This window comes from Deltaproteobacteria bacterium, from assembly GCA_009930495.1.
In the GTDB taxonomy this organism is placed as follows: Bacteria; Desulfobacterota; Desulfovibrionia; order Desulfovibrionales; family Desulfomicrobiaceae; genus Desulfomicrobium.
The window spans coordinates 1-23,921 of sequence record RZYB01000021.1 but is presented as its reverse complement, the minus strand read 5'-3'; the positions used below and the strand labels follow the sequence as shown (position 1 = coordinate 23,921).

Genomic DNA, 23,921 nt, shown 5'->3' with positions numbered 1-23,921 from the left:
GAGGCCGAGGCCGATCCGGCGTTGATGAGCACGACCACCGGACAGGTCACGTCCGAGGCCTGCCTGGACGCGTTTTCGTCCCGTCGACTTTTGGGATCGCGACCCTGGGTGTACACGATGAGCCCGTCGCGTAGAAAGGTGTCGGAAACCGAGATGGCCTGGTTCAGAAGACCGCCGGGATTGTTGCGCAGGTCCAGGACCACGCCCTTGAGTTCCTTGGTGGCCGTGTACTCCTTGAGCTTGTGGTGGAGATCGTCGGTGGTGTTGGCCTTGAAATCCGTCAGGCGGACATGGAGATAGCCCGGTTCCAGTTCCTTGGTCTTGACGCTGACCAAGGGAATGATGCCGCGCACGATGGTGATTTTTTCCGGAGCCTGGGCGTCCTTGTGCAGGATGGTCAGGGTCACGGGTTCACCCTTGGGTCCACGGATTTTGGACACCGCGTCTTCCAGGGAAATGTCCAGGGCCGATTGGCCGTTGATCTCCACGATGACGTCCCCGGCCTTGAGCCCGGCCTTGTCGGCCGGGGTGTCCTCGATGGGCGCGATGACGGTCAGGCGCTTGTCGCGGACGCCGATTTGGATGCCTATGCCCCCGAATTCGCCCTGGAATTCTTCCTGCATCATTTTGAATTTGTCGAGTTCGATGAAGGCCGAATGGGGGTCGATGGAGTTGAGCATGCCCTCGATGGCGCCGTGGATCAGATCCGCGCGCTGCACATCCTGGACATAGTTTTTTTCGATCAGGTCGAGAACCTGGCTGAATTGTTTGAGAGCCTGGTAATGATCCGTATCGCGAGCCTGGCTGGACGACGCGGTGACGCAGAGGCTGGCCAGAAGAATCATCGTGCCAAGGATATGGCTGAAACGCATGATGTCCTCCCTAAGGGAATGGCGGATATGATTTTGGTTCACGGGAGCGTGCCGAAGTTGTGCTTTGATCCGGGTTCTTCTGGTTTTACCCCGATTGTAACCATTTGAACGGATTAATGGCTTTCTGCCGAAAACGCAATTCGAAATACAGTCCCGGGCCCTGGGCCTTGGGGTAGAATCCACAGACGCCGATTTGATCGCCCTGGTTGACCTCGCGGCCCACGGGCACGGGGGCGTCGGAAAGAAACGCGTACAGCGAGTAGTAGTCCTCGCCGTGAAAGACAACGACAACCTGCCCGAATCCGCGCAATTGATCGTTGTGCACGACCTTGCCCCAGGACACGCTGCGGACCGGCGCGCCCGGTTCCAGGGCCATGCCAAGGCCGTTGCAGGGCGGATTGCTCCCCGGGGCGTAACGGACCACGACCTTGCCCCTGGCGGGCCAGGGCAATTTGCCGCCTTGGCCGGAGATTCGCTTGGACGCCTGCAGGCTGATTTCGTGGCGCAGGGTCGCGATGGAGTCCAGGAGGCTTTTCACCATTTTTTCATCCTGGGCCCTCCTGGCGCGGACGTCCTTGATCTGGGCCTCGTAGCTGGACTTTTTTTTCTGGAGGGCGGCCTTGGAGTCCTCGATTTTGACCTGATGCGCCGCGAGCTTGGCGGCCGCCTCGTCCAGGGTGGATTGCTCGTCGGCCACGATCTGGCTTTGGCGCTCGATTTCCTCGCGCATGGCTTGGGCCTCGCGGTACAGGGCCGACAGCCATTCGGCCTTGCGGTTGGCCTCGGCCCAAGTCGCGGCCGAGGGGAATCCGTCTTCCCTCGCCTTGAGGTAGATGGGCCAGAGGCTTTGGATCAATTCGGACAATCGGGCGCTGGCCGCGTCGCGCTCGGCCAGCAGGCTTGCGAGCCGGGCGGTGCTCTCGGCCTGTTTTTTTTCGAGAGCCTTGGACTCGGATTCCAGCCTGTCCAGGGCGGCCGCCGCGTCCATGACGGATTTTTCCAGCTTGGCCAGGTCCTTGTGCAGGGTCCTTTCCTTGGCCGTCAGGGTTTGGATGGATTTTTTGCGCTCGGCTAGTTCCGAATTCTTGCGGGCCACTTCCTCTTTCAGGGACGCCGCCGTGACCATCGTCGCGACAAGGCAAAAGACGATGGCAAGTCCGAAAATGCGGTATATGGCACGGGATGTGGGGCGGTCCATGGGCCTGGGGATGATGCTTTTTCCGGCCCAGGTCAAGGCTTGGCTAGGGCAGGAAGACCGCCAGGGGGCAGTCGTCGCAGTGGCCACGTTTCTTGGCGCACCACGTTTTGGCGGTACGCACGACAAGGGCGTGGAATTCATTGAACAGGCGGGTGTCGGGAGGCAGCACGTCCATGAAAAAGGCGCGGAGCTCGGCGTAACCAATGTCCTCGGGTACCAGCATGTGCCGGTTCAGGATGCGCCGGGTATAGGCGTCGACCACGAAACTTGGGTGGTCCAGGGCGTAGAGCAGGATGGAGTCGGCCGTCTCCGGCCCGATACCCGAAACGCCGAGCAGATCCTCGCGCAGGGAGGCGGTGTCTTGGGCTTTGAGGCGTTCCAGGTCCAGGTCGGCGTGGTCATCGAGAAAAGCAAGAAAGTTGCGGACCCGTTTGGCCTTGACCCGGTACGACCCGGATGGGCGGATCAGCTCGGCCAGCTCCGTCTCGGGCAGGGCGGCCAGCGCCCTGGCGTCGAGCAGATCCTGGTCACGCAGGTTGGCCATGGCCTTTTCGACATTGGACCAGTTCGTGTTCTGGGTCAGGATGGCGCCCAGGGCGATTTCGATGGGCGTCTGTCCCGGCCACCATTTGCTGGGGCCAAGGGCATCGAGCATGGTCCCGTAATAGGCGAGAAGCAGGTCCTGGCGATCCACGTTTTGTTCCCGATCAAGCCCGGAAAACGAGCCGGGCCCATTCCTGGGAATGGGAAATTTCAGGTTTGGGCAGGCCCTGGTCCATGTAGGCCGCCGCGACCCTGTCGGCCTGTTCGCGCAGGATGCCTGACAGGACCAGGATTCCGGGACGTTTCAGGCGGGCGGTGATGGCCTCGGCCATGTCCATGAGCGGGTTGGCCAGGATATTGGCCAGGATACAGTCGAAACGACGGGTGGCGGCGACGGCGTCGATGCCGCCCACGCCAAGCTCGAGTTCCGTTTCGACCTGGTTCAGGGCCGCGTTTTCGTGGGCGTTGTCGATGGCCACGGGATCGATGTCCAGACCCAGGCCGCTCAGGCCGAGCTTGATCGCGGCGATGCCCAAAATGCCCGAGCCGGTGCCCAGATCCAGGAAGGTCTGGCCGGCGCGGAGTGTTCCGCTGGCGGCAAGTTGGTCCAGGGCTTCCAGACACAGGGCCGTGGTTTGGTGATGGCCGGTGCCAAAGGCCATCTTGGGCTCGATGAGGATGGGCTGGGCCGTCTGGGGCGAGTCGGCCATCCAGGACGGCAGGACAACGAAGCGCGCGCCGATGTGGATGGGCGTGAAGTACTGCTTCCAGGCGCTGGTCCAGTCCGCGTTGTCGACGCTGTCCGAGGTCGCGACCAGGGTGGGACAGGCCTCGTGGAGCGCGGCCTCGACCTCGGCCGATTGCTCGGGGCGGTCGAAATGAACGACCACGCGGCGGTGGCCATCGACCAGGCCGTCGTCCCGCCACCCCCAGGGGGTGTGCAAAAAGAGAAGGCCGGTGACGAGATCGTCGTGGTCCGGAGCGAAAACAAGGGTCAAGCGGGAGAGTTTAGCGTTCATTGGTTCTGGCCTGATAACGGGACATGGACCGTTCGAGTTTGCGGCTGAAGGCGGTCAGGGCCCAGCAGATGATGAAATACAGAAGGGCGATGGTCAAAAAGATTTCCATGGGCGCCTTCATGGTCCGGGTGTAGATGTGACGGGCGGACAGGGTCAGCTCGTTCACGTTGATGATCATGGCCAGGGACGTGTCCTTGGTCAGGGACACGAACTGGTTGACAAAGGACGGGATCATGTTGCGCAGGGCCTGGGGCAGAATGACGTGGGCCATGGCCTGGGTTCGGGACAGACCCGAGCCACGGGCCGCCTCCATTTGGCCCTTGGGCAGGGCCTGGACTCCGGCCCGCACGATTTCGGCCACGTAGGCGCCGGTAAAGACAATGAAGGCCGCGATGGCGCTTTCTGTTTCCGGCACGGAGTGTCCCATGAGGATGGGCGCGAAGAAGTAGAACCAGAAAATGACCATGAGCAAGGGCGTGCCGCGGATGACCTCGATATAGAAAAGAGCCGGCCAGGACAGCCAGCGGCGTTTGGACAGGCGCATCAGGCCAACGGCCAGACCGATCCAAAAGGCGCCAAAAATGCCGATAATGGCCATGATGATGCTCATGGCGAGGCCGCCCAGGGGGCCCTGGGGATAGGCGCCCACGAGGAGGTAGTCGAAGTTTTTCCAGACCACGCCCCAATTGGAGAAGAGGCCGACAAACCAGGTGATGAAAGTATCCATGCCCGCCTCCTACCGACTGCCCACGCGCAGATAGTGTTTGTTGTACATGTTGATGGCCAGGGACACGATGAGCGACAGGGACAGATACATGAGCGTCGAGACCGTGAACGCCTCGAAGCCGTGGAAGGTGTGCGCCTCGACCTGACGGGCCATGTAGGTCAGCTCCATGACGCCGATGGTCATGGCCAGCGAGGAATTCTTGATCAGGTTCAAAAACTGGCTGATGAGCGGCGGAATGATGATCCGAAACGCCTGGGGCAGGATGACATGGCCCATGGCCTGGAGAAAGGTCAGGCCCGTGGCGCGGGAGGCCTCGAGCTGGGTCCTGGGGATGGACAGGATGCCCGAGCGCAGTTCCTCGGCGATGAAGGCAGCGGTGTAGGTGGTCAGGGCGATGACGCCGGTGGCGAATTCGATGTTCTGTTTATACAGCCACTCCTTGAAGAATTCCGGCAAGAGGGGATCGGAGCCGAAATACCAGAAGAAAATCTGGACCACCAGGGGGGTGTTGCGGAAGACTTCGATATAGGCGGCCGCGGCCCATTCCAGGGGCTTGCTGCGGGACAGGCGCATGGTCGTGAGCAGCGTGCCCAGGATCAGGGCCAGAACGATGGACAGGCCGGATAGCTGGAGGGTCACGGACAGACCGTCCAGGAACCATTGCCCGTATTCGCCGGAAAAAATGAGGGACCAGTTGAATGTGTACTTCATGTGTGCCTGCGCGGGGTCTCGGAGGGGTCGGGAAAAAAGTGGCCGGCACTAGGGCCGGCCACCATCATGATGCGATTTCGTGGCTTACGGCCAGATTTCCATGGTCCATTCCAGGGGAATGGGGAACTTGGTCGTCGGGCCGAACCATTTGTCGTAAAGTTTCTGGTATTCGCCGGAATTCCACATTTCCATCAACGTCACGTTGACGAAGTCACGGAAGTCGGAATCATTTTCGGGCAGACCGATGCCATAGGGTTCGGCCGCGATGTCCTCGCCAACCACGGCGTAGTTCTCGGGATTGTCGTCGGAGTTGCGGATGCCGAGCAGGATGGGGGCGTCGGTGGTCACGGCCACGACCTTGCCCTGCTTCATGGCCAAAAAGGCCTCGGGATAGGTTTCAAAGGACACGACATCGCAAGCGGGCTGGGCCTTTTTGACGTTCTGTTCGGACGTGGACCCCTTGGCCGAGCCAACCTTCTTGCCGGCCAGATCGGCCACGGACTTGATGCCCGAGTCTTTCTTGACCAGCAGCTTCTGGGCCGCCGGGAAATAGGTGATGGAAAAATCGACCTTGTCCTCGCGTTCGATCTTGTGGGTCATGGTGGCGGCGATGAGGTCGATACCGCCCTGTTCCAGCATGGGGATGCGGGTGGCCGAGGTCACGGACTTGACTTCCAGCTTCACGCCGAGCTTGGCGGCCAGGGCGGCGCAGAGATCCACCTCGAAGCCCACCAGCTGGTTGGAGTTCTCGTCCACGTAGCCAAAGGGTGGCTGGGAGTCCTTCACGCCGGCGATCAGCGCGCCGCGCTTCTTGATGTCGTCCAGCTTGCCGGCGTTGGCGCTGGGCAATCCCAGGACAAGCACGGCCGCCACCAGCAGGGCCATCGTTTTCCACATTTTTGTCATGACAATCTCCTCAAGGTTGAACGTTATGGGCTAGAGAATTTCTCTCAAGAACGCCTTGGTCCGCTCGTGTTCGGGGCTCGTGAAGAAATGGTCCGGGGTGCCCCGTTCCAGGATTTCTCCGTGATCCATGAAGATAATGCGGTCGGCCACCTCGCGGGCAAAGCCCATTTCGTGGGTGACGCAGAGCATGGTCATGCCCTCGCGGGCCAGATCCTTCATGACGTTGAGGACTTCGTTGATCATTTCCGGGTCCAGGGCCGATGTTGGTTCGTCGAAAAGCATGATCTTGGGCTTCATGGCCAGGGCCCGGGCGATGGCCACGCGTTGCTGCTGGCCGCCGGACAGTTCCACCGGGTATTTGTGAGCCTGGTTGCCGATGCCGACACGTTCTAGCAAGCGCAGTGCCGTGGCCTCGGCTTCGTCCTTGGCGATTTTTTTGACCTTGATGGGGGCCAGGGTGATGTTCTTGAGGACGGTCAGGTGCGGGTAGAGATTGAACTGCTGGAAAACAATGCCGATTTCCGCGCGCAGGGCGTTTATGTCCTGGTCCTTGATGTTTTGGCCATTGATGACGATTTCCCCCTGATCCACCTCTTCCAGACGGTTCACGCAACGGACCAGGGTCGATTTGCCGGAGCCGCTGGGGCCGCAGATGACCAGGACTTCGCCTTGCTCCACGGTTTCGTTGATATTCTTGAGGACATGAAAGTCCCCGTACCATTTATTGATATTGCGAAATTCAATCATGGGCATGCGGGAATCCTGTCGCGAAGAGGGGTTGGTGCGGAATGCGCGGCGGCCCGGATAGAGCAGCCACGGTCCGCCTTCCTATTTGGATGTGGCGTTTTTGTCAAACAGCCGCACGGAATTTTCAGTATCCCGAGGAGTTATGTCCTTGATTTTGAATAAACCGCGGAAAGGTGGGGGTTCGGAAGAAGGATGGTCGATCCCATGTGGGTGAACGGAATGCGCCCAATCCGTGGCGCCGCGCCACGACGCCACGGATTGGAGATTGACGATTTTGTGAATCAGTTTTGGGACAGGATGGTATCCAGGGCCGTGACAAAGGCATCCAGTTCGGCCTGGGTGATGATCAGCGGCGGGAGCAGGCGCAGTACTTTGTCCTGGGTCAGGTTGAGGATGAAGCCCTTGTCGAGCAACGCCGACCAGACCTCGGCGCCGGGATGGGTCAATTCGATGCCGATCATGAGGCCATGCACCCGGACGGCGGCGATGTGCCCGGGATGCTTGGCCTGGAGGCCGTCCAGGCGCTCGCGCAGCCAGGTTCCCAGCCGCGCGGCCCGGTCGCAGAGATTGTCGCGGGCCATGATGTCCAGCACCTTGGCCGCCACGGCCGCGACCAGCGCGTTGCCGCCAAAGGTCGTGCCGTGACTGCCCGGAGGAAATCCCTTGGAGACATCCTCGGTGCACATGACCGCGCCGATGGGCAGGCCGCCGGCCAGGCCCTTGGCCACGGTGACGACGTCGGGCTTCAGGCCCGGATGCTGATGGGCCCAGAACTTGCCGGTCCGGCCCATGCCGGTCTGGATTTCGTCGATCATGAGCAGCACGCCGCGCCGGGAACACAGGTCGGCCAGCCCCAGGGCATAGTTCTCGGGCAGGGGAATGATGCCGCCCTCGCCCTGGATCATCTCCACCAGGACGGCCGCCGTGCGATCGGACATGGCCGCCTCCATGGCCGTCAGGTCGCCGAAGGGCACGGTGACAAAGCCCTGGGGCAGGGGCCCGAAATGGGTCTTGATCTTGTCTTGGCCCGTGGCGGTCAGGGTGGCCAGGGTGCGGCCATGGAAGGAACCGGTCAGGGTCAGGATTTCGTAGCGGTCTTCGCCACGGCCCTCGCGCATGAAACGGCGGGCCAGCTTGATGGCCCCTTCGTTGGCCTCGGCGCCGGAATTGCAAAAAAAGACGCGATCCAGGTGGCAGGTGGCCAGGAGTTTCCGGGCCAGGACGATCTGCTCTTCCTGGTAGAACAGGTTGGAGACATGGATCAATTTTTTGGCCTGGGCCGTGATGGTCTCGACCAGCTCGGGGTGGGAGTGACCCAGCCCGCAGACCGCGATGCCGGCCAGAAGGTCCGTGTATTCACGGCCTTCCGGGGAATAGAGCTTGGTGCCTTCTCCCCGGGCGATGGCCAGGGGATAACGCGCGTAGGTCGGGCAGAGGCTTGATGCGGCTCCGGCCTTGATGTCCTCGGTTTTCATATCTGGAACTCCTTGCGACGGATTGTTCAGGATTTGCCGGTATGGCCGAAGCCGCCGGCGCCACGACTGGTATCCGAAAGGGTGTCCACGGGCACGATTTCGGCTTGAACGATGGGTTGAAACACAAGCTGCGCGATGCGCTGGCCCCGGGTCACGGTTCGGAGCCGGTCCGAAGTGTTGAGCAGGCTGACCACGATTTCGCCCCGGTAGTCCGGGTCGATGACACCCACGCCCTGGCTGACGACCAAACCTTCCTTGGTGCCCAGGCCGCTTCGGGAATAGACAAAGCCGGCCACTCCCGGCATCGTGCACTCCATGGCCACCCCGCTGGGAAAGGCGTGGCGCGTGCCGGGTGGCAGGTGGATTTCCGTCTCGTCCATGCAGGCCCGCAGGTCGATACCGGCCGAGCCCGGCGTGGCGTAGGCGAATGTCTCCGCGTTGCACAGCGGCGAGAGAAACCGGATTTTGACCGGCATGGCAATGTTTCCGGAACGAGGATTCATTTTTACTCCAGGGTCTGATAAAGACTGCAATCACTTCCGGTGGTTCATGACCGGATGTCCTCTCCCGCGCGGGGGCGGGGGCAGATAATTCGCAACAAGAAGGAGGGTTCGATGCAACCGCTTCATGTCTATACCGTGGTGCCCAAGCTGCCTGAAAAGCTCGCGCCCCTGAAGGCCTTGGCCGCCAATCTGTATTTTTCCTGGCAGCATGAAATCGAGGAATTTTTCGCGCAAATGGACCGGGATCTGTGGGAGCGGAGCGAGCACAACCCTGTCTGGTTCCTGAATCATCTCCCCCAGGCCACCCTCGAGGACCTGGCCGACGATGAATTCTTTCTGGATCGCCTGTCAACTATCTCGGCGTCCTTTGAAAAATACCGGGCCAAGCGCGCGCCCCTGTCCGGTCTGGAGGGGCCCGATTCCGGGGCCGTGATCGCCTACTTCAGCGCCGAATACGGCATCGCCCAGTGTCTGCCGGTCTATTCGGGGGGGCTGGGCATTCTGGCGGGCGACCATCTCAAGGCCGCCAGCGATCTGAACATCCCCCTGGTCGGGGTGGGGTTGTGTTACCAGCATGGCTATTTCCGGCAGTACCTGACCCACGACGGCTGGCAGCAGGAGCGGTATCAGGCCAACGATTTCGAGCAGATGCCCCTGACGCCGGTTCTGGACCGGGATGGCCAGCCCCTCAAAATCCGGATCATGATGCAGGGCAGGCCTCTTTTTTTCCGGGTCTGGCAGGCGGATGTCGGACGTATCCCGCTGTACCTGATGGACACCAACATTGCCGAGAACACTCCGGAGCGCCGCGAAATCACGTCCCAGCTGTATGGCGGCGATCTGGAAATGCGCATCATGCAGGAATTCTTGCTGGGCATCGGCGGGATCAAGGCCCTGGGGGCCATGGGGATCAACCCCCGGGTTATCCACATGAACGAGGGCCATTCGGCCTTTGCCGGCCTGGAACGCATCCGGGCCCTGATCCATGAACGGCATCTGTCTTTCGAGGCCGCCATGGAGCTGGTGGCCCAGAGTTCGGTTTTCACCACCCACACGCCGGTTCCGGCCGGCAATGATCGCTTCCCGGCCGAACTCATGGCCAAGTATTTCCAGGAATACGCCACGGACCTGAATCTGGCCTGGAAGGTTTTCTTGTCCCTGGGACGGGAGAACCCCCACGACGACACCGAGACGTTTTGCATGACCGTCCTGGCCCTGCGCCTGTCCCGTTTCAACAACGGCGTCAGCCTTCTGCATGGCAAGGTTTCCCGGCGGATGTGGTCCAAGGTCTGGCCTCAATTTCCCGAGGAGGACGTGCCCATTTCCTCGGTCACCAACGGCATTCATTTTCCAACCTGGGTCGCGCCGGACATGAGCGTGCTTTATGACCGCTTTCTCGGCCCGTCCTGGCGCGAGGACCCGGACTGTGAACGCGTCGGCGAGAAATTCGCCACCATCCCGGAAATCGAGCTGTGGCGGACCCACGAGCGTCTGCGCGAGCGCCTGGTGGATTTCGTGCGCCGCCGGTTGCGCCAGCAGATCATGTCCAGGGGCGGGCGAAGCTGGGAACTGGAAGTGGCCGACAATGTCCTCAACCCCGAGACCCTGACCATTGGCTTCGCGCGGCGCTTCGCTTCGTACAAGCGGGCCTATCTGCTGCTGCGGGACAAGGAACGGCTGCGGCGCATGGTCGGCAACGCCTCCCGGCCGGTGCAGTTCGTTTTCGCCGGCAAGGCCCATCCCCGTGACAACGAGGGCAAGAAGATCATCCAGGATCTGGTCAGCCTGTGCCAGTCCGAGGAATGTCGCGCGTCCATGGTGTTTCTGGAGGATTATGACATGAACGTGGCCCGTTATCTGGTCCAGGGCTGCGATGTCTGGCTGAACAATCCGCGGCGGCCGTTGGAGGCCTGTGGCACCAGTGGCATGAAGGCCATGGCCAATGGCGTGCTCAACCTGAGCACCCTGGACGGGTGGTGGGACGAGGCCTGGAGCCCGGACAACAGCGTGGGCTGGGCCATTGGCAACGCCGAGGAATACGACGACGTGGAGTACCAGGATTTCGTGGAGAGCCAGACGCTTTACAACATTCTGGAAAAGGACGTCGTGCCGCTGTTTTACGAGCGCACCCACGGCTCCTTTCCCCGGCCCTGGGTGCAGAAGATGAAGCAGGCCCTGAGCGTCCTGGGCCCGGTCTTCAATGGCCACCGGATGGTCGAGGAATACGCCAAGCGCGCCTATCTCCCGTCCAACATCAGCTACTCCAAGCTCGCGGCCGACCAGTACCGTCCGGTGACGGATCTGGCCGAATGGCGCTTGAACCTGCTTACCCATTGGAGCGGCCTCCGGGTGCGCAACGTGCAGAGCAACACGACCACCGAGATGTTCGTGGGCGAGAATCTGGAAGTCAGCGCCGAAGTGCTCGTGGAGGGACTGGGCATCGAGGATATCCACGTCGAGATTTACACCGGACCGCTGGATCATACCGGGCATTTCATGTCCCGCTCGACCTACATCATGGTTCCGGAAGAACGCACGGTCGACGGCTGGTATGTGTATCGCGGCCAGGCCACGCCCTTGGCCACGGGCAAGTTCGGATTCACCGTGCGTATCCTGCCGCACCATCCCCTGCTGCGGGACGCCCACAGCCTGGGGCTTATTTGTTGGGCGGACCAGCCGGACGCGGTTGTTTCCGGGGTCTGACGATGGCCAGGAACGTGGATCGGGCCGATGTGGTCCTGGCGGCGCGGGGATTGGCCGAGAGCCAGGAAAAGGCCACGCGCCTGATCATGGCCGGGCAGGTGTATCTGGTCCGGGCCGGAGCGCGGACGCTCGTGGCCAAGCCTGGGCAGCAGATCGCGGCCTCGGCCGATCTGGAAGTGAAGGACCAGGAGCGGTTTGTCTCGCGCGGCGGGTACAAGCTCCTCTCGGCCCTTGCCCATTTTAACGTGGACGTGGCCGGGATGGTCGCCCTGGACGCCGGGGCGTCCACCGGGGGCTTCACCGATTGTCTGCTGCAGTTCGGGGCGGCGCGGGTCTATGCCGTGGACGTCGGGCATGGCCAGCTCCACTGGAAGCTGGTCCAGGACCCGCGCGTGATCAATCTGGAGCGGGTCAACCTGCGACACGCCGGGCCGGACTTGCTGCCCGAGCCGGTGGATTTGGTCGTGGCCGATTGCTCGTTCATTTCGCTTAAGCTCATCCTGCCGCCCTGTCTGCGGTTTTTGAAGCCCGGCGGCCTGATCCTGGCCCTGGTCAAGCCGCAGTTCGAGCTCGGCCCCGAGCACGCGGTCAAGGGCGTGGTCCGGTCCGAGGAGTTGCAGCTTCGGGCCGTGGCCGAGATCGAGGCCTTTGCCCGGACCGAGCTCGGCCTGACGCCCAAGGGCGTGGTCGCGGCCGGCATCAAGGGCCCCAAGGGCAATCAGGAGTACGTTCTCCAGTTGTCGAACTGAACCGGGCTTTGCCAACATGGCCGCTTCCGGCTACAAGCCCCGTGCATTGTCTCACCTCAACCCTCATTGATTTCATGCCCGACAGATTTCTGACCGAAAAACGCAAGCTTCGTCTGCGCGAGGTGTTGGCCCGGCGCCAGCCCGATTTGACCCTGGTTCTGAACAACATCCACGATCCGCACAACGTGGCCGCCATCCTGCGCAGTTGTGACGCCTTTGGCGTGTTCGGCGTGCATCTTTATTATACCAAGGAAACGTTTCCGGCCCTGGCCAACAGCTCCTCGGGGTCGGCCAAGAAATGGGTCGAGCTTCGCCGCCATCGCGAACCCGGTCCCATGATCGCGTCCCTGCGCGACCAAGGCATGCAGATCGTCGGCACGGGCTTCGGACCCACGGCCAAGTCGCTCATGGACTGGGATTTCACCCGGCCCACGGCCATCATTCTCGGCAACGAGCATCGTGGCATGGATCCGGACGTCAAGGTCCACGTGCCGGACGAGTTGTATATTCCCATGTTCGGCATGGTGCAGAGTCTGAACGTGTCCGTGGCCGCAGCGACCATCCTTTACGAGGCCATGCGTCAGCGTCGGGCCGCCGGCATGTACGACGCGAGCGCCTTGTCCGAGGAGCGGCGCGAGGCGGTTTACGCCGACTGGTGCAAGCGCGGGAAGGATTATTAGCGGCCGATGGCCGGGAGGACACATGGCGGGCAACACATTTGGCGTGGTGTTTCGGTTGACGACGTTTGGCGAGTCCCACGGTCCGGCCCTGGGCGGGATCATCGACGGCTGTCCGGCCGGGATCGAGATCGACGAGGCCCTGATCCAGGCCGAGCTGGACAGGCGCCGGCCCGGTCTGGGCGGAATCGCGACCACGGCCCGCAAGGAACCCGACGCCATCAGGCTGTTGTCCGGGGTGTTCGAGGGACGAACCACGGGCACGTCCATCGGTTTCGTCGTCGAGAACACGGACCAGCGTTCCCGCGACTACGGGAGCCTCAAGGATGTTTTTCGACCGGGCCATGGCGACCTGACCTATCAGGCCAAGTTCGGCCTGCGCGATTATCGCGGCGGGGGGCGTTCCTCGGGCCGGGAAACCGTGTCCCGCGTGGCCGGTGGCGCCGTGGCCGGGGCGTTTTTGCGCACGGTCGGGCTGAAGGTCCGGGCGGCGACCATCGAGTTGGGCGGCATCGCGGCCACGGGTCGGGATTTTGCCGGGGCCCAGGACCGGCCCTTTTTCTCGGCCGACACCGATGTGATCGATTCCTGGCACGAGCGGGTGCGGGAGGTGGTGGCCATGGGCGATACCTTGGGCGGCATCGTCGAAGTTCGGGCCACGGGGGTTCCGGTTGGTCTGGGCGAGCCGGTTTTCGACAAGCTCGATGCCCGGTTGGCCTCGGCCTTGATGAGCGTCGGGGCGGTCAAGGGCGTGGAGATCGGGTCTGGATTTGACGCGGCCCGCATGCTGGGCAGCGCCAACAACGACCCCATGACCGCGATCGGTTTTGCCTCCAACAATTCCGGCGGCATCCTGGCCGGAATATCCAGCGGCCAGGACATCGTGGTCCGGGCCGCCATCAAGCCCATTCCGTCCATTGCCCAGGAGCAACGCACCGTGGACCGTTTCGGTCGCGAGACGACCATCCGCGTTGGCGGGCGTCACGACATCTGCGCCATTCCGCGCGTGGTGCCCGTGCTGGCGGCCATGGTCCGCCTGGTCCTGGCCGACATGGTCCTGTTGCAGCGGCGCATGACGGGGTCTGGCGGATGAGCGCGTCCATGGGCTTTGTCTTCAAGAAAGCCCTGGCCATGTCCATCATGCCCCTGTCCGTGTGCTTGCTGCTCATGGGGTTGGGCCTGCTTTATATCCTGCTGCGCCGTCCCCGCGAGGCCCTGGCTCCCTTTACCATCGCGGCCCTGCTCCTGTACGCGTTTTCCCTGAATACCGTGGCCGCCTACATGATCAGGCCCCTGGAGCGGGTTTATCCGGTCCTGGATCTGGCCAGTCCGGATCTGGCCGCGACCGACGTGAAATGGATCGTGGTTCTGGGTTGTGGCCACTGGACGGACCGAACCCTGACGCCGGCGGCCATGCTCGACGAAAGCGCCCTGTTTCGGCTGGTCGAGGGCGTGCGCGTGGCCCAGCGGTTTCCCCGCGCCGTGCTGATTTTAAGCGGCGGCTCGTACCGCGACGAGCAGCCGAACGCCCAGGTCATGGCCGCGGCCGTGGCCGGACTCGGTTTTGATCCGGCCCGCATTCTGCTGGAAAGCCAATCCCTGGACACCCAGGACGAGGCCGTGCTGATCAAGAACATGGTCGGCGCCGATCCCTTTGTCCTGGTCACCTCGGCGGCGCACATGCTCCGGGCCGTGAAGCTGTTCGAGAATCAGGGCCTGAATCCCATTCCCGCGCCGGCCCATTTCCGGGCCAAGGGCGAGCCCGAATATCTCCTGCCGTATCCCGGCAATATCCTGACCTGCACCCAGGCCGCGCACGAATATCTGGGGCTGGCCTGGTCCTTCCTGCTGGGGCGCGTGTCCCCCGACAGTCCGTGATCGACATCCTGCCCACCCTGGCCCTGTGTACCCGCCATGCCAATCCGGACCGGGAGCGGGTCCGGCTGTGGTCCCTGGTTCTGTCGGCGCGCCGTTTCCTGAACCGGATCGAAACCGGCCCCCGGCTGGTGGTGGCTCCGGCCCTGGCGTCCCTGGCCGTGGCCGAGATCCTGGCCTACGAGGGGGAAAACCGCCCCCGGCGGCAGACGGTCGTTCCGGCCGGCGATGTCCGCGTTGTTCTGCTGCCGCTTGTCCTGTTCGTGCTTTCGGGCGTGGTGGTCGATGGTCTGGGGCTGGGCGCGCGCCTGGATTGGGAGCGGGCCGGTCTGGCCGACGCGGGGCTGATCCGGGCCGGGCAGTGGTGGCGGTGCGTCACCGCCCTGTTCCTGCACGCCGATGCCGGGCATCTGGCCTCCAATGCCGCCGCCCTGGGCGTATTGGCGTCACTCGTGGCCCGTCGCTTGGGTGCGGGCTTGGCCTGGGGGCTTTTTGTCGCATCCGGGAGCGTCGGCAACGCCCTCAATGCCTGGGCGCAGTCCGCGACGCATCTGAGCCTGGGCGCGTCCACGGGGGTGTTCGGATTGGTCGGGGTCCTGGCTGCGGGAGCAGCCTGGCTGGGGCATGGACAGCGCCCGCAGGCAATTTTGCTCGTCCTGGGTTTTGGCTTCGGCTTCCTGGCGTTGCTGGGCGCGGGCGAGGGGGAAACCAGGGTCGATTTGGGGGCGCATTTGTTCGGGCTGGTGGCGGGCCTCGGGCTTGGGTGCGCCGTGGGCCCCTGGTACGGGCGAGGTTTTCGTTCCGTGGCCGGGAACGTCGTGGCCGCCGTGGTGGCCGGGGGGATGGCGCTTGGCGCGTGGTGGCTGGCGCTGACCGCTTGAGGCGGCGTCCAGGGGGCGCGGTCTTGACGGCTGGGGCAGCGTGTTTATGTAGATCCCCATACAACGAAGGGAGGTACAGTGTATGGTCATTGATTTCAGTACATATTACGATTTACCACGAAGCATGGATTCTTTTTTCGAGGAGCTGTGGAAGCCAAGTTCCCTGAGTCAGCGTCGCATGGCCTACCCTCCGGTCAATATCAGCGAAGACACGGAAAACATCATTGTCATGTCGGAAATTCCGGGTATGGACACGGGCGACATAGAACTGACCTTGAACGAGAAAAGTTTGACCATCAAGGGCTCCAAAAAAAGCGAAGTTGGCAATTACTACAGGCAGGAACGGCCCACCGGGAATTTCCAACGGATCGTCAATTTGAATATTCCGGTGCAAACCGACGCGGTCACGGCCTCCATGAAGGACGGCGTGCTCAGGGTCGTGCTGCCCAAGGCCAAGGAATGCCGGCCCGTGACCATTGCCATCGATGCCCAGTGACCGTCATGTTTTCAGGAGGTGACGCCATGACAAACGATGTGGAAAAGAAAACCGTGACCGCCCTGCCCAAGTTCAGACCGAATACGGACGTGGTCGAACGGGAAGACGGTTTTTATATTTTTGTCGACATGCCCGGCGTGGGCAAGGATGATCTGTCCATCGACCTGCGCGAGAACGAATTGGAAATCCGGGGCCGGGTCATGTACCCCCGGCAGGAAAACGCCAAGGCCCTGCACGTGGAATTCGGCGACGGCGAGTATGTGCGCGCCTTCACCATTTCCGATGGCGTCGATCGCGCGGGCATCCGCGCCAATCTGAAGAAGGGCCTGCTGGAGCTGTTTTTGCCCAAGGCCGCGCGGTTCAAGCCCCGGCGGATCGAAATTCAGGCTGGATAGCCCGTTTCGCAAACGGTTGCCCAAGCCCGGTTTATCCGGGCTTTTTTGTTTGTGCGCCGGGCCGGTGGCCCGCGCCGCGCATTGACAAAAAGAGCTTCTTCACGAATCAAACCAGTTTTGGCGCAGTCGCGCCTGTCATGGATTTGGAGGTGCTCATGCCCATCGTGCTCATAGCCGATGATTCCCTTTTTCAGCGATGGACCCTGACCAAGATCGTCAAGGGCGACGGCGTGGAGATCCTGGAGGCCTCGACCGGCCGGCAGTGTCTGGAGATGCTGCGTGCCAGGAAGCCCGACGTGGCCCTGCTCGATCTGAACATGCCCGACCTGTCCGGCCTGGATGTCCTGCGCGCGGCCCAGGCCGAGGGCCTGCCCACGCCCATTGTCGTCATCACGGCCGACACCCAGGATTCGACCCGCGAACTGTGCCGCGCCGCCGGTGTCGCCAAGGTGCTGCCCAAGCCTCCCAAGGACGGGGATATTCGGGACGCCCTGCGGGAGTTGGTGGGCCTTTGTTCATGAACGGCGCCGCGTCTTCCATTTCCGAGATCCAGCACGACGTGCTGCGCGAGTTGATCAACATCGGGATCGGCAACGCCGCCGGCGTCCTCAACCAGATGGTTGGCGCCCATGTCACGCTGCGGGTGCCCCAGGTCGAGATTTTGTCCCCGACCGAATTGCTCCAGCAAACCAGTTCTTGCGGCTGGGGGCGGAGCGTGGTCATCCACATCGCTTTTGGCGGTTCCTTCGAGGGCCTCGCGGCCCTGGTTTTTTCGCCACAAAGCGCGACCACTCTTTTTTCCCTGCTGGTCGGGCAGGAGGATTTCGGTCTGGACATGGATTCCCTGCGCGTCGGCACCCTGCAAGAGGTCGGGAACATCGTGCTGAACGGGGTCATGGGAGCCATCGGCAACATGCTGAGCGAGCACATCGAATACATGCCGCCGGATTATTCCGAGGACGACGTGGCCAGTATCCTTCCCAGGGACGTCGGAAGCGTGATCATTTTTGTCCGCGCCAATTTCCTCATTCAGGAGCACCTCGTCGAGGGCGAAGTGCTCATCTTTTTCAATACCACCACCCTGCTGGAGCTTCTCAAGAAAATCGATGCCCGGCTCGAACCGTGCTGATCGGGACCGCGTCAGGAGAAGCATGGATTTCGACGCCGAAATGTTGGGAGTGTTTGTCGCCAGCTGCCAGGAGCAGCTCGCGGACATCGAGAGTCATGTCCTGACCCTGGAGCGTGGCGACGGGATCGGGTGCGTGGACGCCATTTTTCGGGCGGCCCATTCCATCAAGGCCGACGCCGCGGCCATGGGATTGGCTCGATTGGCCGACTTTGCCCATGCCGTCGAGGATGTCCTGCATCTTGTGCGCGCCGGCCGTCTGGATGTTTCCACCCCGTTGATCGAGGCGTTGCTCGCCGCCTTTGACAGCTTGCGGCGCATGGCCCTGGACCCGGCGCGCCAGGGCGATCTGGATGTCTCGCCAGCGCTGATGGCCCTGGGCCGGGTGCTGTCCGGGGCCTTGTCCGCGGGTGTGTCCGGGGCCGCGACGGGCGAGGATAGGCCGGGCCGCCCAGACGAGGCGGAGCGAGACCGGCCGTTGGTCTCCGACACCATGGCCCACCTTGCCCAGGTTTCCGTCCCCGCCGCCAAGCTGGACCAACTGGTGGACCATCTCGGCGAGCTCGTGGCCCTTCAAGCCCGCCTCGATGACCGTGTCCGGCACGGTCGGGGCGTGGCCGCCGTGGTCAATGATCTGAATTCGTTTTTGGATGGCCTGCGCGACCGGGTCATGGACCTGCGCCTGGTTTCGTTGCGGCCCGTGTTCGCCAAGCTCCGGCGCTTGATCCGGGACACGGCCGCCCAGACCGGAAAACAGGTCGGCCTTGTCGTGTCCGGCGAGGATACCCTTTTGGACAAGTCCGTGGTGGAGCATGTGTGGACTCCGCTGGCCCATATCGTGCGCAACGCCGTGGATCATGGCATCGAGGCGCCTTTGGTCCGCGCTGGCGGCGGCCGGAATCCGGAAGGCCGGATCGAGGTGCGCGCCCGCCAGATCGGAGGCGAAGTCGAGATCCTGGTCCGGGACGATGGCCGGGGCATGGACCGGGACACCTTGGCCCGGCGCGCCGTGGAGACCGGCCTGTTGGCCTCGGTCCAGGCCGCCTCGGGCTTGACCATGACGGATCTGGCCTGTTTGCCCGGCCTGTCCACGGCCGAACGGGTCGGTCCGTGCTCCGGGCGCGGGGTGGGCATGGATGCGGCCAGGGCGGCTATTTCGGGACTGCGCGGCGCCCTCGATATCCGGTCCGTCGTGGGACGCGGGACCGAGGTCCGGGTGCGGGTTCCCCTGTCCCTGGCCATGCTGGACTGCCTGCATGTCGTGATCGGGGCGGATTCGTTCTTCATCCCGCTTCCAAGCGTCGAGGAATGCCTGGATATCCGCCACGACACCGTGACCGTGCGGCGGGGGCGGGGCATGACCACGCTGCGTGGCGCGCCCCTGTCCGTGCTCTGTCCGGCGTCCTGGTGGGGCCTGTCCCGGAAGGTCTCGGCCAGGGCCTCCCTGGTCGTGGTCCGGGCCGGTCGTGAACGTCTGGGGCTGATCGTGGACGAAATCGTCGGCCATCGCCAGATCGTGCTCAAGCAGATCAGCCGGGCCGTGGGCCGTCTGGATGGCTTTCTGGGAGGCGCGGTCACCGAGGCCGGGACCATGGCCCTGGTCCTGGATGTTCCGGTCCTGGTCCGTCTTGGCCTGGCCGGGACCGGCCCGGATGAGGACGACGCGAAAAAGCGCCCGGAGGTCTCCGCCGAAAGTCATCACGGCGAGGACGGTACGGCGTGAGGCGTGAATTTTTCCATGGCCGTGGGCGGTTTTCGACAACGCCCGCCGTGCCTTTCATGACTTCCTGACCCACGCTTGAAAGAGACGAACGACGGAACCGATATGGCTAGACCCTCTTGTGACTATGAGCAATGTTACGGCGTCTTGCACGCCATGCCCCTGGGTGTGTTTCTTTTCGACCCCGATCACGTGGTCCTGTTTTGGAATCGCTGTCTGGAGTCCTGGACCAAAATCGCGTCCGAGGAAATTGTCGGTCGGTCCCTGGGCGAATTTTTTCCGCATTTGCGGGAGCCCCGCTATGCCAGCCGGTTCGAGCTTCTGCTCCAGGGCGGCCCTCCGATTGTCTTTTCGGCCCGATTGCACGGCCATCTCATTCCAAGCTTTTTCCCGGACGGTTCTCCCCGGCTCCAGCACACAACGGCCCACCTGCTGCGCGGTCGCGGGTCGGGCCGGGCGTGCGTTCTGGTGGCTTCCCAGGACGTGACCGAGGCCCATGTCCGCCTTCGGGACTATGCCCGGGTGCGGGATCAGGCCCAGCGGGAGATCGAGATGCGCCGTCAGGCCGAGGCCGTGCTCCGCGAAAGCGAGGAGCGTTTTTTCAGCGCCTTTGAATACGCGGCCAACGGCATGGCCCTGGTCGGTCTGGACGGACGGCTGCTCAAGGTCAATCAGGCCCTGTGCGTCATGCTGGGGCTGGATCGGGACGTTTTGCTGACCAAGACCCTGGCCGACGTCACCCTGTCCGAGGACCGGGCCCTGGGGCAGGCCCATCGCCAGCGTCTGCTGGACGGGGAACTCAATGCCTATCAGGTCGAGACGCGTTTTCTGACCGGGGCCGGCCAGTGTGTTTGGGTGCTTGTGAGCGTGTCCTTGGTCCGGAGCGAGGATGGCTTCGGGCTGTATTTCATCGCCCAGATCGAAAATATCACCGCGCGCAAGCAGCTTGAACAGGAATTGTATCAGCTGGCGACCACGGATCATCTGACCGGGATCAGCAACCGACGGGATTTTCTGGCCAGGGCCGAGCACGAGTTGCGGCGCTGCCGGCGCCAGGGGTCCGTGCTGGCTTTTCTCATGGTCGACGTCGACAAGTTCAAATCCATCAACGACACCTGGGGACACGCCGTGGGCGACGAGGTGCTGCTGGCCATGGTCCAGGCCAGTCGGACCGTGCTGCGGAGCACGGATCTTTTTGGCCGTCTGGGCGGGGAGGAATTCGGGATCGTTTTGCCCGACGTGGACCGGCGGGCCGCCCTGTTTATCGCCGAACGGGTTCGCGCGGCCGTGGCCGGGATCGCGGTCGGGGCGGGGCAGGCCGCCATCCGGTTCACCGTGAGCATTGGCCTGGCCTTTTTTTCTCCGGGTCTAGCCGGAGTGGAAGAGTTGATGCGCCGGGCCGACGCCGCCTTGTACCAGGCCAAGACCTCGGGGCGGGACCGGGTCTGCGTGGCCGGCAGCGGATTGGACGAGTGCGCGTGGCCGGGTTCGGCTGGATGATGGATGACGTGCAACCCCGCCCCGCGTCCCGTCAGGGGCGTGGCGCGGGCTCGTCCTGAAAAGGGCGCGGCGGATCCCAGGCCGATGGCTCCCAGCCAAGGCGTTGCAACAGCCCGGACAGGTCCGGGGCCAGGGGGCAGCGCCAGAGCAGGGGGGCGTGGCTGACGGGATGCCGGAACGCAAGGCTCACGCTGGCCAGAAGCAGTCGGCGTAGGTTGAAATGTTCGCGGAAGAAGCGGTTTTGGCGGCCGTCGCCGCGGAGCACATCTCCAATGATTGGATGGCGGATATGCGCGAAATGTCTGCGGATTTGGTGTGTGCGTCCGGTCCGGGGCCTGGCCCGCACCACGCTGAATCGGGCCGTGGCGTAGCGGCCCACGGGCCAGGGCAGTTCCGTTGTGCCCAGGCGCTCAAAATCGGTCCGGGCTTCCTGCTCCGCGCCGGACTCGGCCAGAAGAGGGGTGTCGATGACGCCGGATTCCGGAACAAATCCTCGTACCACGGCCAGATATGTCTTTTCCACCTCGCGGCCCGCGAACTGCCGGGCCAGGATTGATGCCGCGGCCGGGCTCAGGGCCATGACCAAAAGGCCCGATGTCGGTCGATCCAGGCGATGCACCGGATAGACGCGGCAACCGAGCTGGTCGCGCAGAAGTTGCACCAAAAAGGGCTCGCGCCCGGCGTGGGCGTTGCGGTGCACGAGCAATCCGTGCGGTTTGTGCACGGCCACCAGGTGTTCGTCCCGGAAAAGAATGGGGATTTCAGGACAGGGCATCGGCCTCGGTCAGTTCGCCGCGTAGGTTTTGGCCCATGCGCGCCCGGATTTCGTCCGGCGTCAGCCCCAGACTGAACAGATAGATCATTTTGGTCAGGGCCGCTTCGGCGGTCATGTCCGCCCCCGAAATCACGCCGCATCGGGCCAGGGCCGATCCGGCCTGATAGCCGCCCTGATCGACAGTCCCCCGCAGACATTGGGTACAGTTGACGATGACCACGCCCCGGGCGTTGGCCTCGGCCAGTACGTTCATGATGCTCGCGTCGTTGGAGGGGCCGTTGCCCATGCCGTAGGTTTCCAGAACCAGCCCCTGCAGGGGCGAGCGCAGCACATTGGCCACGAACTGGGCCGAAATGCCCGGAAAGAGGCGCAGGGCGCCGACATTGGCGTCGGACAGCGGGTGCACGGTCAGGCCGTTTTGGGTGGTCACGGGCCGGACGCGCGCGGCATGGGCACGGATGGTCACGCCGATGGAGCCCAGGTCCGGATAGTTGGGCGAGTCAAAGGCCTGGAATCCGGCCGCGTCCACCTTGGTGCTCCGGCAGCCGCGCAAAAGCCGGTTGCCGAAGCACAGGCAGACTTCGGGCACCGGGGTCTGGTCGATGACCATGAGCGAGGTGATCAGGTTGTCGCGGGCGTCGCTGCGGACCCGGCAAAGTGGAATCTGGGACCCGGTCAGGATGACCGGCTTGGCCAGCCCCTCCAGCATGAAGGGCAGGGCCGAGGCCGTGTAGGCCATGGTGTCCGTGCCGTGGATGACGATGAAGCCGTCGAAGTCGGCGTAATTGGCGGCGATGTCACGGGCGATGGTCAGCCATTCCCTGGGGCCCATGTTGGAGGAATCCAGTAATGGCGCGTATTCGCGGATAACGTATTCCGGCACGTCGGGGCTGGAGAATTCGGGCATGGCGGCCATGGTCCGGCCCAGATAGCCAGCTTCCGGGGCGTAGCCCTGGGGCGTGGGGCGCATGCCGATGGTGCCGCCGGTGTAGAGGATGCAGACCCGTTTTTTCACGTCGTTCTCCAGGCCTTGAGCTTCCAGTGAATGAATTCCATGATTTCTTCGTGTTCATTTCTGCCCGTTCCCCGGATTGTCATCGGATCGCCAAAACAGAAACGCACCGGCAGTTCGGGCCGGATCGGACCATAATCCTTGTGCAGCTTGCCCACGCCCCAGGCGTCGGTTTTCACGGCCAGGGGCAGGATGGGCACGCCGGTCTTCTTGGCCAGCTTGATGCCGATGGTGTTGAACGCGGTTCGGTTCAGGTCCGGCGTGCGAGTTGTTTGCGGAAAGACGATGACCGAATATCCGCGTGACAGGCGCTCCTGGCCCTGGTCCATGATGGTCGCGAAATCCTCGCGGGGATTGACGCGGCCCACCGGAATGGGATGGCTGGCGTTCACCACGTGGCGGAAGATGGGATAGGTGGTCAGGCTTTTCTTGAGCACAAAGGCGATGGGACGGTGACTGGCCAGAATGTACGGCAGGGAAAAGGTCTCCATGGTCGACATGTGGTTGGCGACCACCACGCAGGGGCCGGGCAGGTTCGCGAAGGCGCCGGTGTTTTCGACGATGAAGCGCAGACCGCAGGATTCGGCGCCCTGGATGAACGTGCGGCTGTCCATGGCCCACTGTTCGGATGTGTAGCCCCGTCGGGTGTGCCAGGCCGCCGCGCAGACGATATGGAAGGCCCTGGCGTAAAAAGCCAGGGTCGGGAAGTGCCGGGCCGCGAAGGAAACGGGTCGGGGCGGGGTCGTGTAGGTGTTGGCGATGGGAGTGAGTGTCATGATGTCCGGGGTTGCGGGTTAGAGGGCCATCCACTGGCGCAGGGCGCGGAGGATGAAGATCAGGCCTTGGCCGCCCAGGATCAGGCTGAGCGTTTTCAGCGTCAGTACATGGGATTTGCCGCCAAGAAAAGACGCGCTCCGTCCGGCCAGTACCGCGGCACCGGCCTTGCTGCCCACCAGAAGGGCGTAGAAAAGCAGGACGAAAAGGCCGGCCGCGCCCGGAGATGATTGGCCCAGCTCCGACATGGCCGGCACGCCGATGGTCATCCAGAACAGGTAGGGATTCGGATTGAGCAGGTTGACCAGGACGGCGCGGCCCAGGGACGGTCTGGAGAGCGCCTCCGCCGACGAGGCGTGGGGTCTGGCCGTGAGTCCTTCCCAGCCAAGCCATGCGAGATACAGCCCGCCTCCGAGACTCAGGGCGATTTCCATGACGGCGCTGTCCGGCAGGAGCCAATAAAGGCCCGTGACCAGAATGATAATGGGCAGATCCGAGATGAGGGGGGCCACGGCCACGAGCAGACCCGCCCTGACG

26 protein-coding genes are annotated in these 23,921 nt (G+C 63.2%); 12 read left to right on the top strand and 14 right to left on the bottom strand.

Going from position 1 to position 23,921, the window contains the following annotated elements; genetic code table 11:
• From EOL86_03740 to EOL86_03695, 10 genes are all read right to left on the bottom strand, one after another.
• Positions 1-872, bottom strand: an 872-nt coding sequence (locus EOL86_03740) for a S41 family peptidase (protein NCD24693.1), incomplete at its 3' end; no start/stop codon positions are given.
• Positions 873-957: 85 nt separating this feature from the next.
• Entirely contained in the window at positions 958-2,070 is a 1,113-nt protein-coding gene (locus tag EOL86_03735) for a hypothetical protein (protein NCD24692.1), read from the bottom strand.
• A gap of 43 nt (positions 2,071-2,113) precedes the next feature.
• Complete coding sequence (locus EOL86_03730; GenBank protein ID NCD24691.1) at positions 2,114-2,725, bottom strand: endonuclease III domain-containing protein; 612 nt, start codon at positions 2,723-2,725, stop codon at positions 2,114-2,116.
• A 52-nt stretch (positions 2,726-2,777) separates the two neighbouring features.
• A complete protein-coding gene (gene prmA, locus EOL86_03725; protein NCD24690.1) occupies positions 2,778-3,632 on the bottom strand; it encodes a 50S ribosomal protein L11 methyltransferase in 855 nt (284 codons plus the stop codon).
• The gene (locus EOL86_03720; protein NCD24689.1) at positions 3,622-4,359 is read right to left on the bottom strand and encodes an amino acid ABC transporter permease; all 738 of its coding nucleotides are present in this window, start codon (positions 4,357-4,359) and stop codon (positions 3,622-3,624) included. Before EOL86_03720 ends, prmA begins: the two co-directional genes overlap by 11 nt.
• 9 nt (positions 4,360-4,368) lie before the next feature.
• Complete coding sequence (locus EOL86_03715) at positions 4,369-5,070, bottom strand: amino acid ABC transporter permease (GenBank protein NCD24688.1); 702 nt, start codon at positions 5,068-5,070, stop codon at positions 4,369-4,371.
• Positions 5,071-5,154: 84 nt separating this feature from the next.
• Positions 5,155-5,967: a transporter substrate-binding domain-containing protein gene (locus EOL86_03710; GenBank protein NCD24687.1), complete on the bottom strand. Its 813-nt coding sequence runs from the start codon at positions 5,965-5,967 to the stop codon at positions 5,155-5,157.
• A 39-nt stretch (positions 5,968-6,006) separates the two neighbouring features.
• On the bottom strand, positions 6,007-6,729 hold the full coding sequence (locus tag EOL86_03705) for an amino acid ABC transporter ATP-binding protein (protein NCD24686.1): 723 nt from the start codon (positions 6,727-6,729) through the stop codon (positions 6,007-6,009).
• Positions 6,730-7,004: 275 nt separating this feature from the next.
• Complete coding sequence (locus EOL86_03700) at positions 7,005-8,198, bottom strand: aspartate aminotransferase family protein (protein ID NCD24685.1); 1,194 nt, start codon at positions 8,196-8,198, stop codon at positions 7,005-7,007.
• A gap of 26 nt (positions 8,199-8,224) precedes the next feature.
• On the bottom strand, positions 8,225-8,701 hold the full coding sequence (locus EOL86_03695) for a dUTP diphosphatase (GenBank protein NCD24684.1): 477 nt from the start codon (positions 8,699-8,701) through the stop codon (positions 8,225-8,227).
• A gap of 111 nt (positions 8,702-8,812) precedes the next feature.
• Here EOL86_03695 and EOL86_03690 point away from each other — a divergent pair, with 111 nt between their 5' ends.
• From EOL86_03690 to EOL86_03635, 12 genes are all read left to right on the top strand, one after another.
• Positions 8,813-11,404 (top strand): glycosyltransferase family 1 protein, encoded by a 2,592-nt coding sequence (locus EOL86_03690; protein NCD24683.1) that lies wholly within the window; start codon positions 8,813-8,815, stop codon positions 11,402-11,404.
• 2 nt (positions 11,405-11,406) lie between these two features.
• Positions 11,407-12,153: a TlyA family RNA methyltransferase gene (locus tag EOL86_03685; GenBank protein NCD24682.1), complete on the top strand. Its 747-nt coding sequence runs from the start codon at positions 11,407-11,409 to the stop codon at positions 12,151-12,153.
• A 74-nt stretch (positions 12,154-12,227) separates the two neighbouring features.
• Positions 12,228-12,833 carry a tRNA methyltransferase gene (locus EOL86_03680; GenBank protein NCD24681.1) on the top strand — a complete coding sequence of 202 codons (606 nt, stop codon included), beginning with the start codon at positions 12,228-12,230 and terminating at the stop codon, positions 12,831-12,833.
• 22 nt (positions 12,834-12,855) lie between these two features.
• Positions 12,856-13,923, top strand: coding sequence for a chorismate synthase (locus EOL86_03675; protein ID NCD24680.1), 1,068 nt, complete (start codon positions 12,856-12,858; stop codon positions 13,921-13,923).
• Positions 13,920-14,708 carry a hypothetical protein gene (locus EOL86_03670; GenBank protein NCD24679.1) on the top strand — a complete coding sequence of 263 codons (789 nt, stop codon included), beginning with the start codon at positions 13,920-13,922 and terminating at the stop codon, positions 14,706-14,708. The genes EOL86_03675 and EOL86_03670 overlap by 4 nt, the downstream gene beginning before the upstream one ends.
• On the top strand, positions 14,705-15,586 hold the full coding sequence (locus tag EOL86_03665) for a rhomboid family intramembrane serine protease (protein NCD24678.1): 882 nt from the start codon (positions 14,705-14,707) through the stop codon (positions 15,584-15,586). The genes EOL86_03670 and EOL86_03665 overlap by 4 nt, the downstream gene beginning before the upstream one ends.
• 82 nt (positions 15,587-15,668) lie before the next feature.
• The gene (locus tag EOL86_03660) at positions 15,669-16,082 is read left to right on the top strand and encodes an Hsp20/alpha crystallin family protein (GenBank protein ID NCD24677.1); all 414 of its coding nucleotides are present in this window, start codon (positions 15,669-15,671) and stop codon (positions 16,080-16,082) included.
• 26 nt (positions 16,083-16,108) lie between these two features.
• Complete coding sequence (locus EOL86_03655; protein ID NCD24676.1) at positions 16,109-16,477, top strand: Hsp20/alpha crystallin family protein; 369 nt, start codon at positions 16,109-16,111, stop codon at positions 16,475-16,477.
• 137 nt (positions 16,478-16,614) lie between these two features.
• Positions 16,615-16,998 (top strand): response regulator, encoded by a 384-nt coding sequence (locus EOL86_03650; GenBank protein ID NCD24675.1) that lies wholly within the window; start codon positions 16,615-16,617, stop codon positions 16,996-16,998.
• Complete coding sequence (locus tag EOL86_03645; GenBank protein NCD24674.1) at positions 16,995-17,606, top strand: chemotaxis protein CheC; 612 nt, start codon at positions 16,995-16,997, stop codon at positions 17,604-17,606. Before EOL86_03650 ends, EOL86_03645 begins: the two co-directional genes overlap by 4 nt.
• Positions 17,584-19,326, top strand: coding sequence for a chemotaxis protein CheA (locus EOL86_03640; protein NCD24673.1), 1,743 nt, complete (start codon positions 17,584-17,586; stop codon positions 19,324-19,326). The genes EOL86_03645 and EOL86_03640 overlap by 23 nt, the downstream gene beginning before the upstream one ends.
• Positions 19,327-19,428: 102 nt before the next feature.
• Entirely contained in the window at positions 19,429-20,823 is a 1,395-nt protein-coding gene (locus EOL86_03635) for a diguanylate cyclase (GenBank protein NCD24672.1), read from the top strand.
• 31 nt (positions 20,824-20,854) lie between these two features.
• Here EOL86_03635 and EOL86_03630 read toward each other — a convergent pair whose 3' ends face one another.
• The 4 genes from EOL86_03630 to EOL86_03615 all read right to left on the bottom strand — a co-directional run.
• A complete protein-coding gene (locus EOL86_03630) occupies positions 20,855-21,598 on the bottom strand; it encodes a pseudouridylate synthase (protein NCD24671.1) in 744 nt (247 codons plus the stop codon).
• A complete protein-coding gene (locus EOL86_03625; protein NCD24670.1) occupies positions 21,585-22,640 on the bottom strand; it encodes an L-asparaginase 1 in 1,056 nt (351 codons plus the stop codon). Before EOL86_03625 ends, EOL86_03630 begins: the two co-directional genes overlap by 14 nt.
• Positions 22,610-23,386, bottom strand: a complete 777-nt coding sequence (locus tag EOL86_03620; protein NCD24669.1) for a 1-acyl-sn-glycerol-3-phosphate acyltransferase — start codon at positions 23,384-23,386, stop codon at positions 22,610-22,612. Before EOL86_03620 ends, EOL86_03625 begins: the two co-directional genes overlap by 31 nt.
• Positions 23,387-23,404: 18 nt before the next feature.
• On the bottom strand, positions 23,405-23,921 hold a 517-nt coding region (locus tag EOL86_03615), incomplete at its 5' end, for a LysE family translocator (protein NCD24668.1).

Excerpts from the sequence above, each read along its gene's own strand:
- EOL86_03735 (NCD24692.1), bottom strand. The coding sequence starts at position 2,070 with ATGGACCGCCCCACATCCCGTGCCATATACCGCATTTTCGGACTTGCC.
- EOL86_03730 (NCD24691.1), bottom strand. The coding sequence starts at position 2,725 with ATGCTCGATGCCCTTGGCCCCAGCAAATGGTGGCCGGGACAGACGCCC.
- prmA (NCD24690.1), bottom strand. The coding sequence starts at position 3,632 with ATGAACGCTAAACTCTCCCGCTTGACCCTTGTTTTCGCTCCGGACCAC.
- EOL86_03720 (NCD24689.1), bottom strand. The coding sequence starts at position 4,359 with ATGGATACTTTCATCACCTGGTTTGTCGGCCTCTTCTCCAATTGGGGC.
- EOL86_03715 (NCD24688.1), bottom strand. The coding sequence starts at position 5,070 with ATGAAGTACACATTCAACTGGTCCCTCATTTTTTCCGGCGAATACGGG.
- EOL86_03710 (NCD24687.1), bottom strand. The coding sequence starts at position 5,967 with ATGTGGAAAACGATGGCCCTGCTGGTGGCGGCCGTGCTTGTCCTGGGA.
- EOL86_03705 (NCD24686.1), bottom strand. The coding sequence starts at position 6,729 with ATGCCCATGATTGAATTTCGCAATATCAATAAATGGTACGGGGACTTT.
- EOL86_03700 (NCD24685.1), bottom strand. The coding sequence starts at position 8,198 with ATGAAAACCGAGGACATCAAGGCCGGAGCCGCATCAAGCCTCTGCCCG.
- EOL86_03695 (NCD24684.1), bottom strand. The coding sequence starts at position 8,701 with ATGAATCCTCGTTCCGGAAACATTGCCATGCCGGTCAAAATCCGGTTT.
- EOL86_03690 (NCD24683.1), top strand. The coding sequence starts at position 8,813 with ATGCAACCGCTTCATGTCTATACCGTGGTGCCCAAGCTGCCTGAAAAG.
- EOL86_03685 (NCD24682.1), top strand. The coding sequence starts at position 11,407 with ATGGCCAGGAACGTGGATCGGGCCGATGTGGTCCTGGCGGCGCGGGGA.
- EOL86_03680 (NCD24681.1), top strand. The coding sequence starts at position 12,228 with ATGCCCGACAGATTTCTGACCGAAAAACGCAAGCTTCGTCTGCGCGAG.
- EOL86_03675 (NCD24680.1), top strand. The coding sequence starts at position 12,856 with ATGGCGGGCAACACATTTGGCGTGGTGTTTCGGTTGACGACGTTTGGC.
- EOL86_03670 (NCD24679.1), top strand. The coding sequence starts at position 13,920 with ATGAGCGCGTCCATGGGCTTTGTCTTCAAGAAAGCCCTGGCCATGTCC.
- EOL86_03660 (NCD24677.1), top strand. The coding sequence starts at position 15,669 with ATGGTCATTGATTTCAGTACATATTACGATTTACCACGAAGCATGGAT.
- EOL86_03655 (NCD24676.1), top strand. The coding sequence starts at position 16,109 with ATGACAAACGATGTGGAAAAGAAAACCGTGACCGCCCTGCCCAAGTTC.
- EOL86_03650 (NCD24675.1), top strand. The coding sequence starts at position 16,615 with ATGGATTTGGAGGTGCTCATGCCCATCGTGCTCATAGCCGATGATTCC.
- EOL86_03645 (NCD24674.1), top strand. The coding sequence starts at position 16,995 with ATGAACGGCGCCGCGTCTTCCATTTCCGAGATCCAGCACGACGTGCTG.
- EOL86_03640 (NCD24673.1), top strand. The coding sequence starts at position 17,584 with ATGCCCGGCTCGAACCGTGCTGATCGGGACCGCGTCAGGAGAAGCATG.
- EOL86_03635 (NCD24672.1), top strand. The coding sequence starts at position 19,429 with ATGGCTAGACCCTCTTGTGACTATGAGCAATGTTACGGCGTCTTGCAC.
- EOL86_03630 (NCD24671.1), bottom strand. The coding sequence starts at position 21,598 with ATGCCCTGTCCTGAAATCCCCATTCTTTTCCGGGACGAACACCTGGTG.
- EOL86_03620 (NCD24669.1), bottom strand. The coding sequence starts at position 23,386 with ATGACACTCACTCCCATCGCCAACACCTACACGACCCCGCCCCGACCC.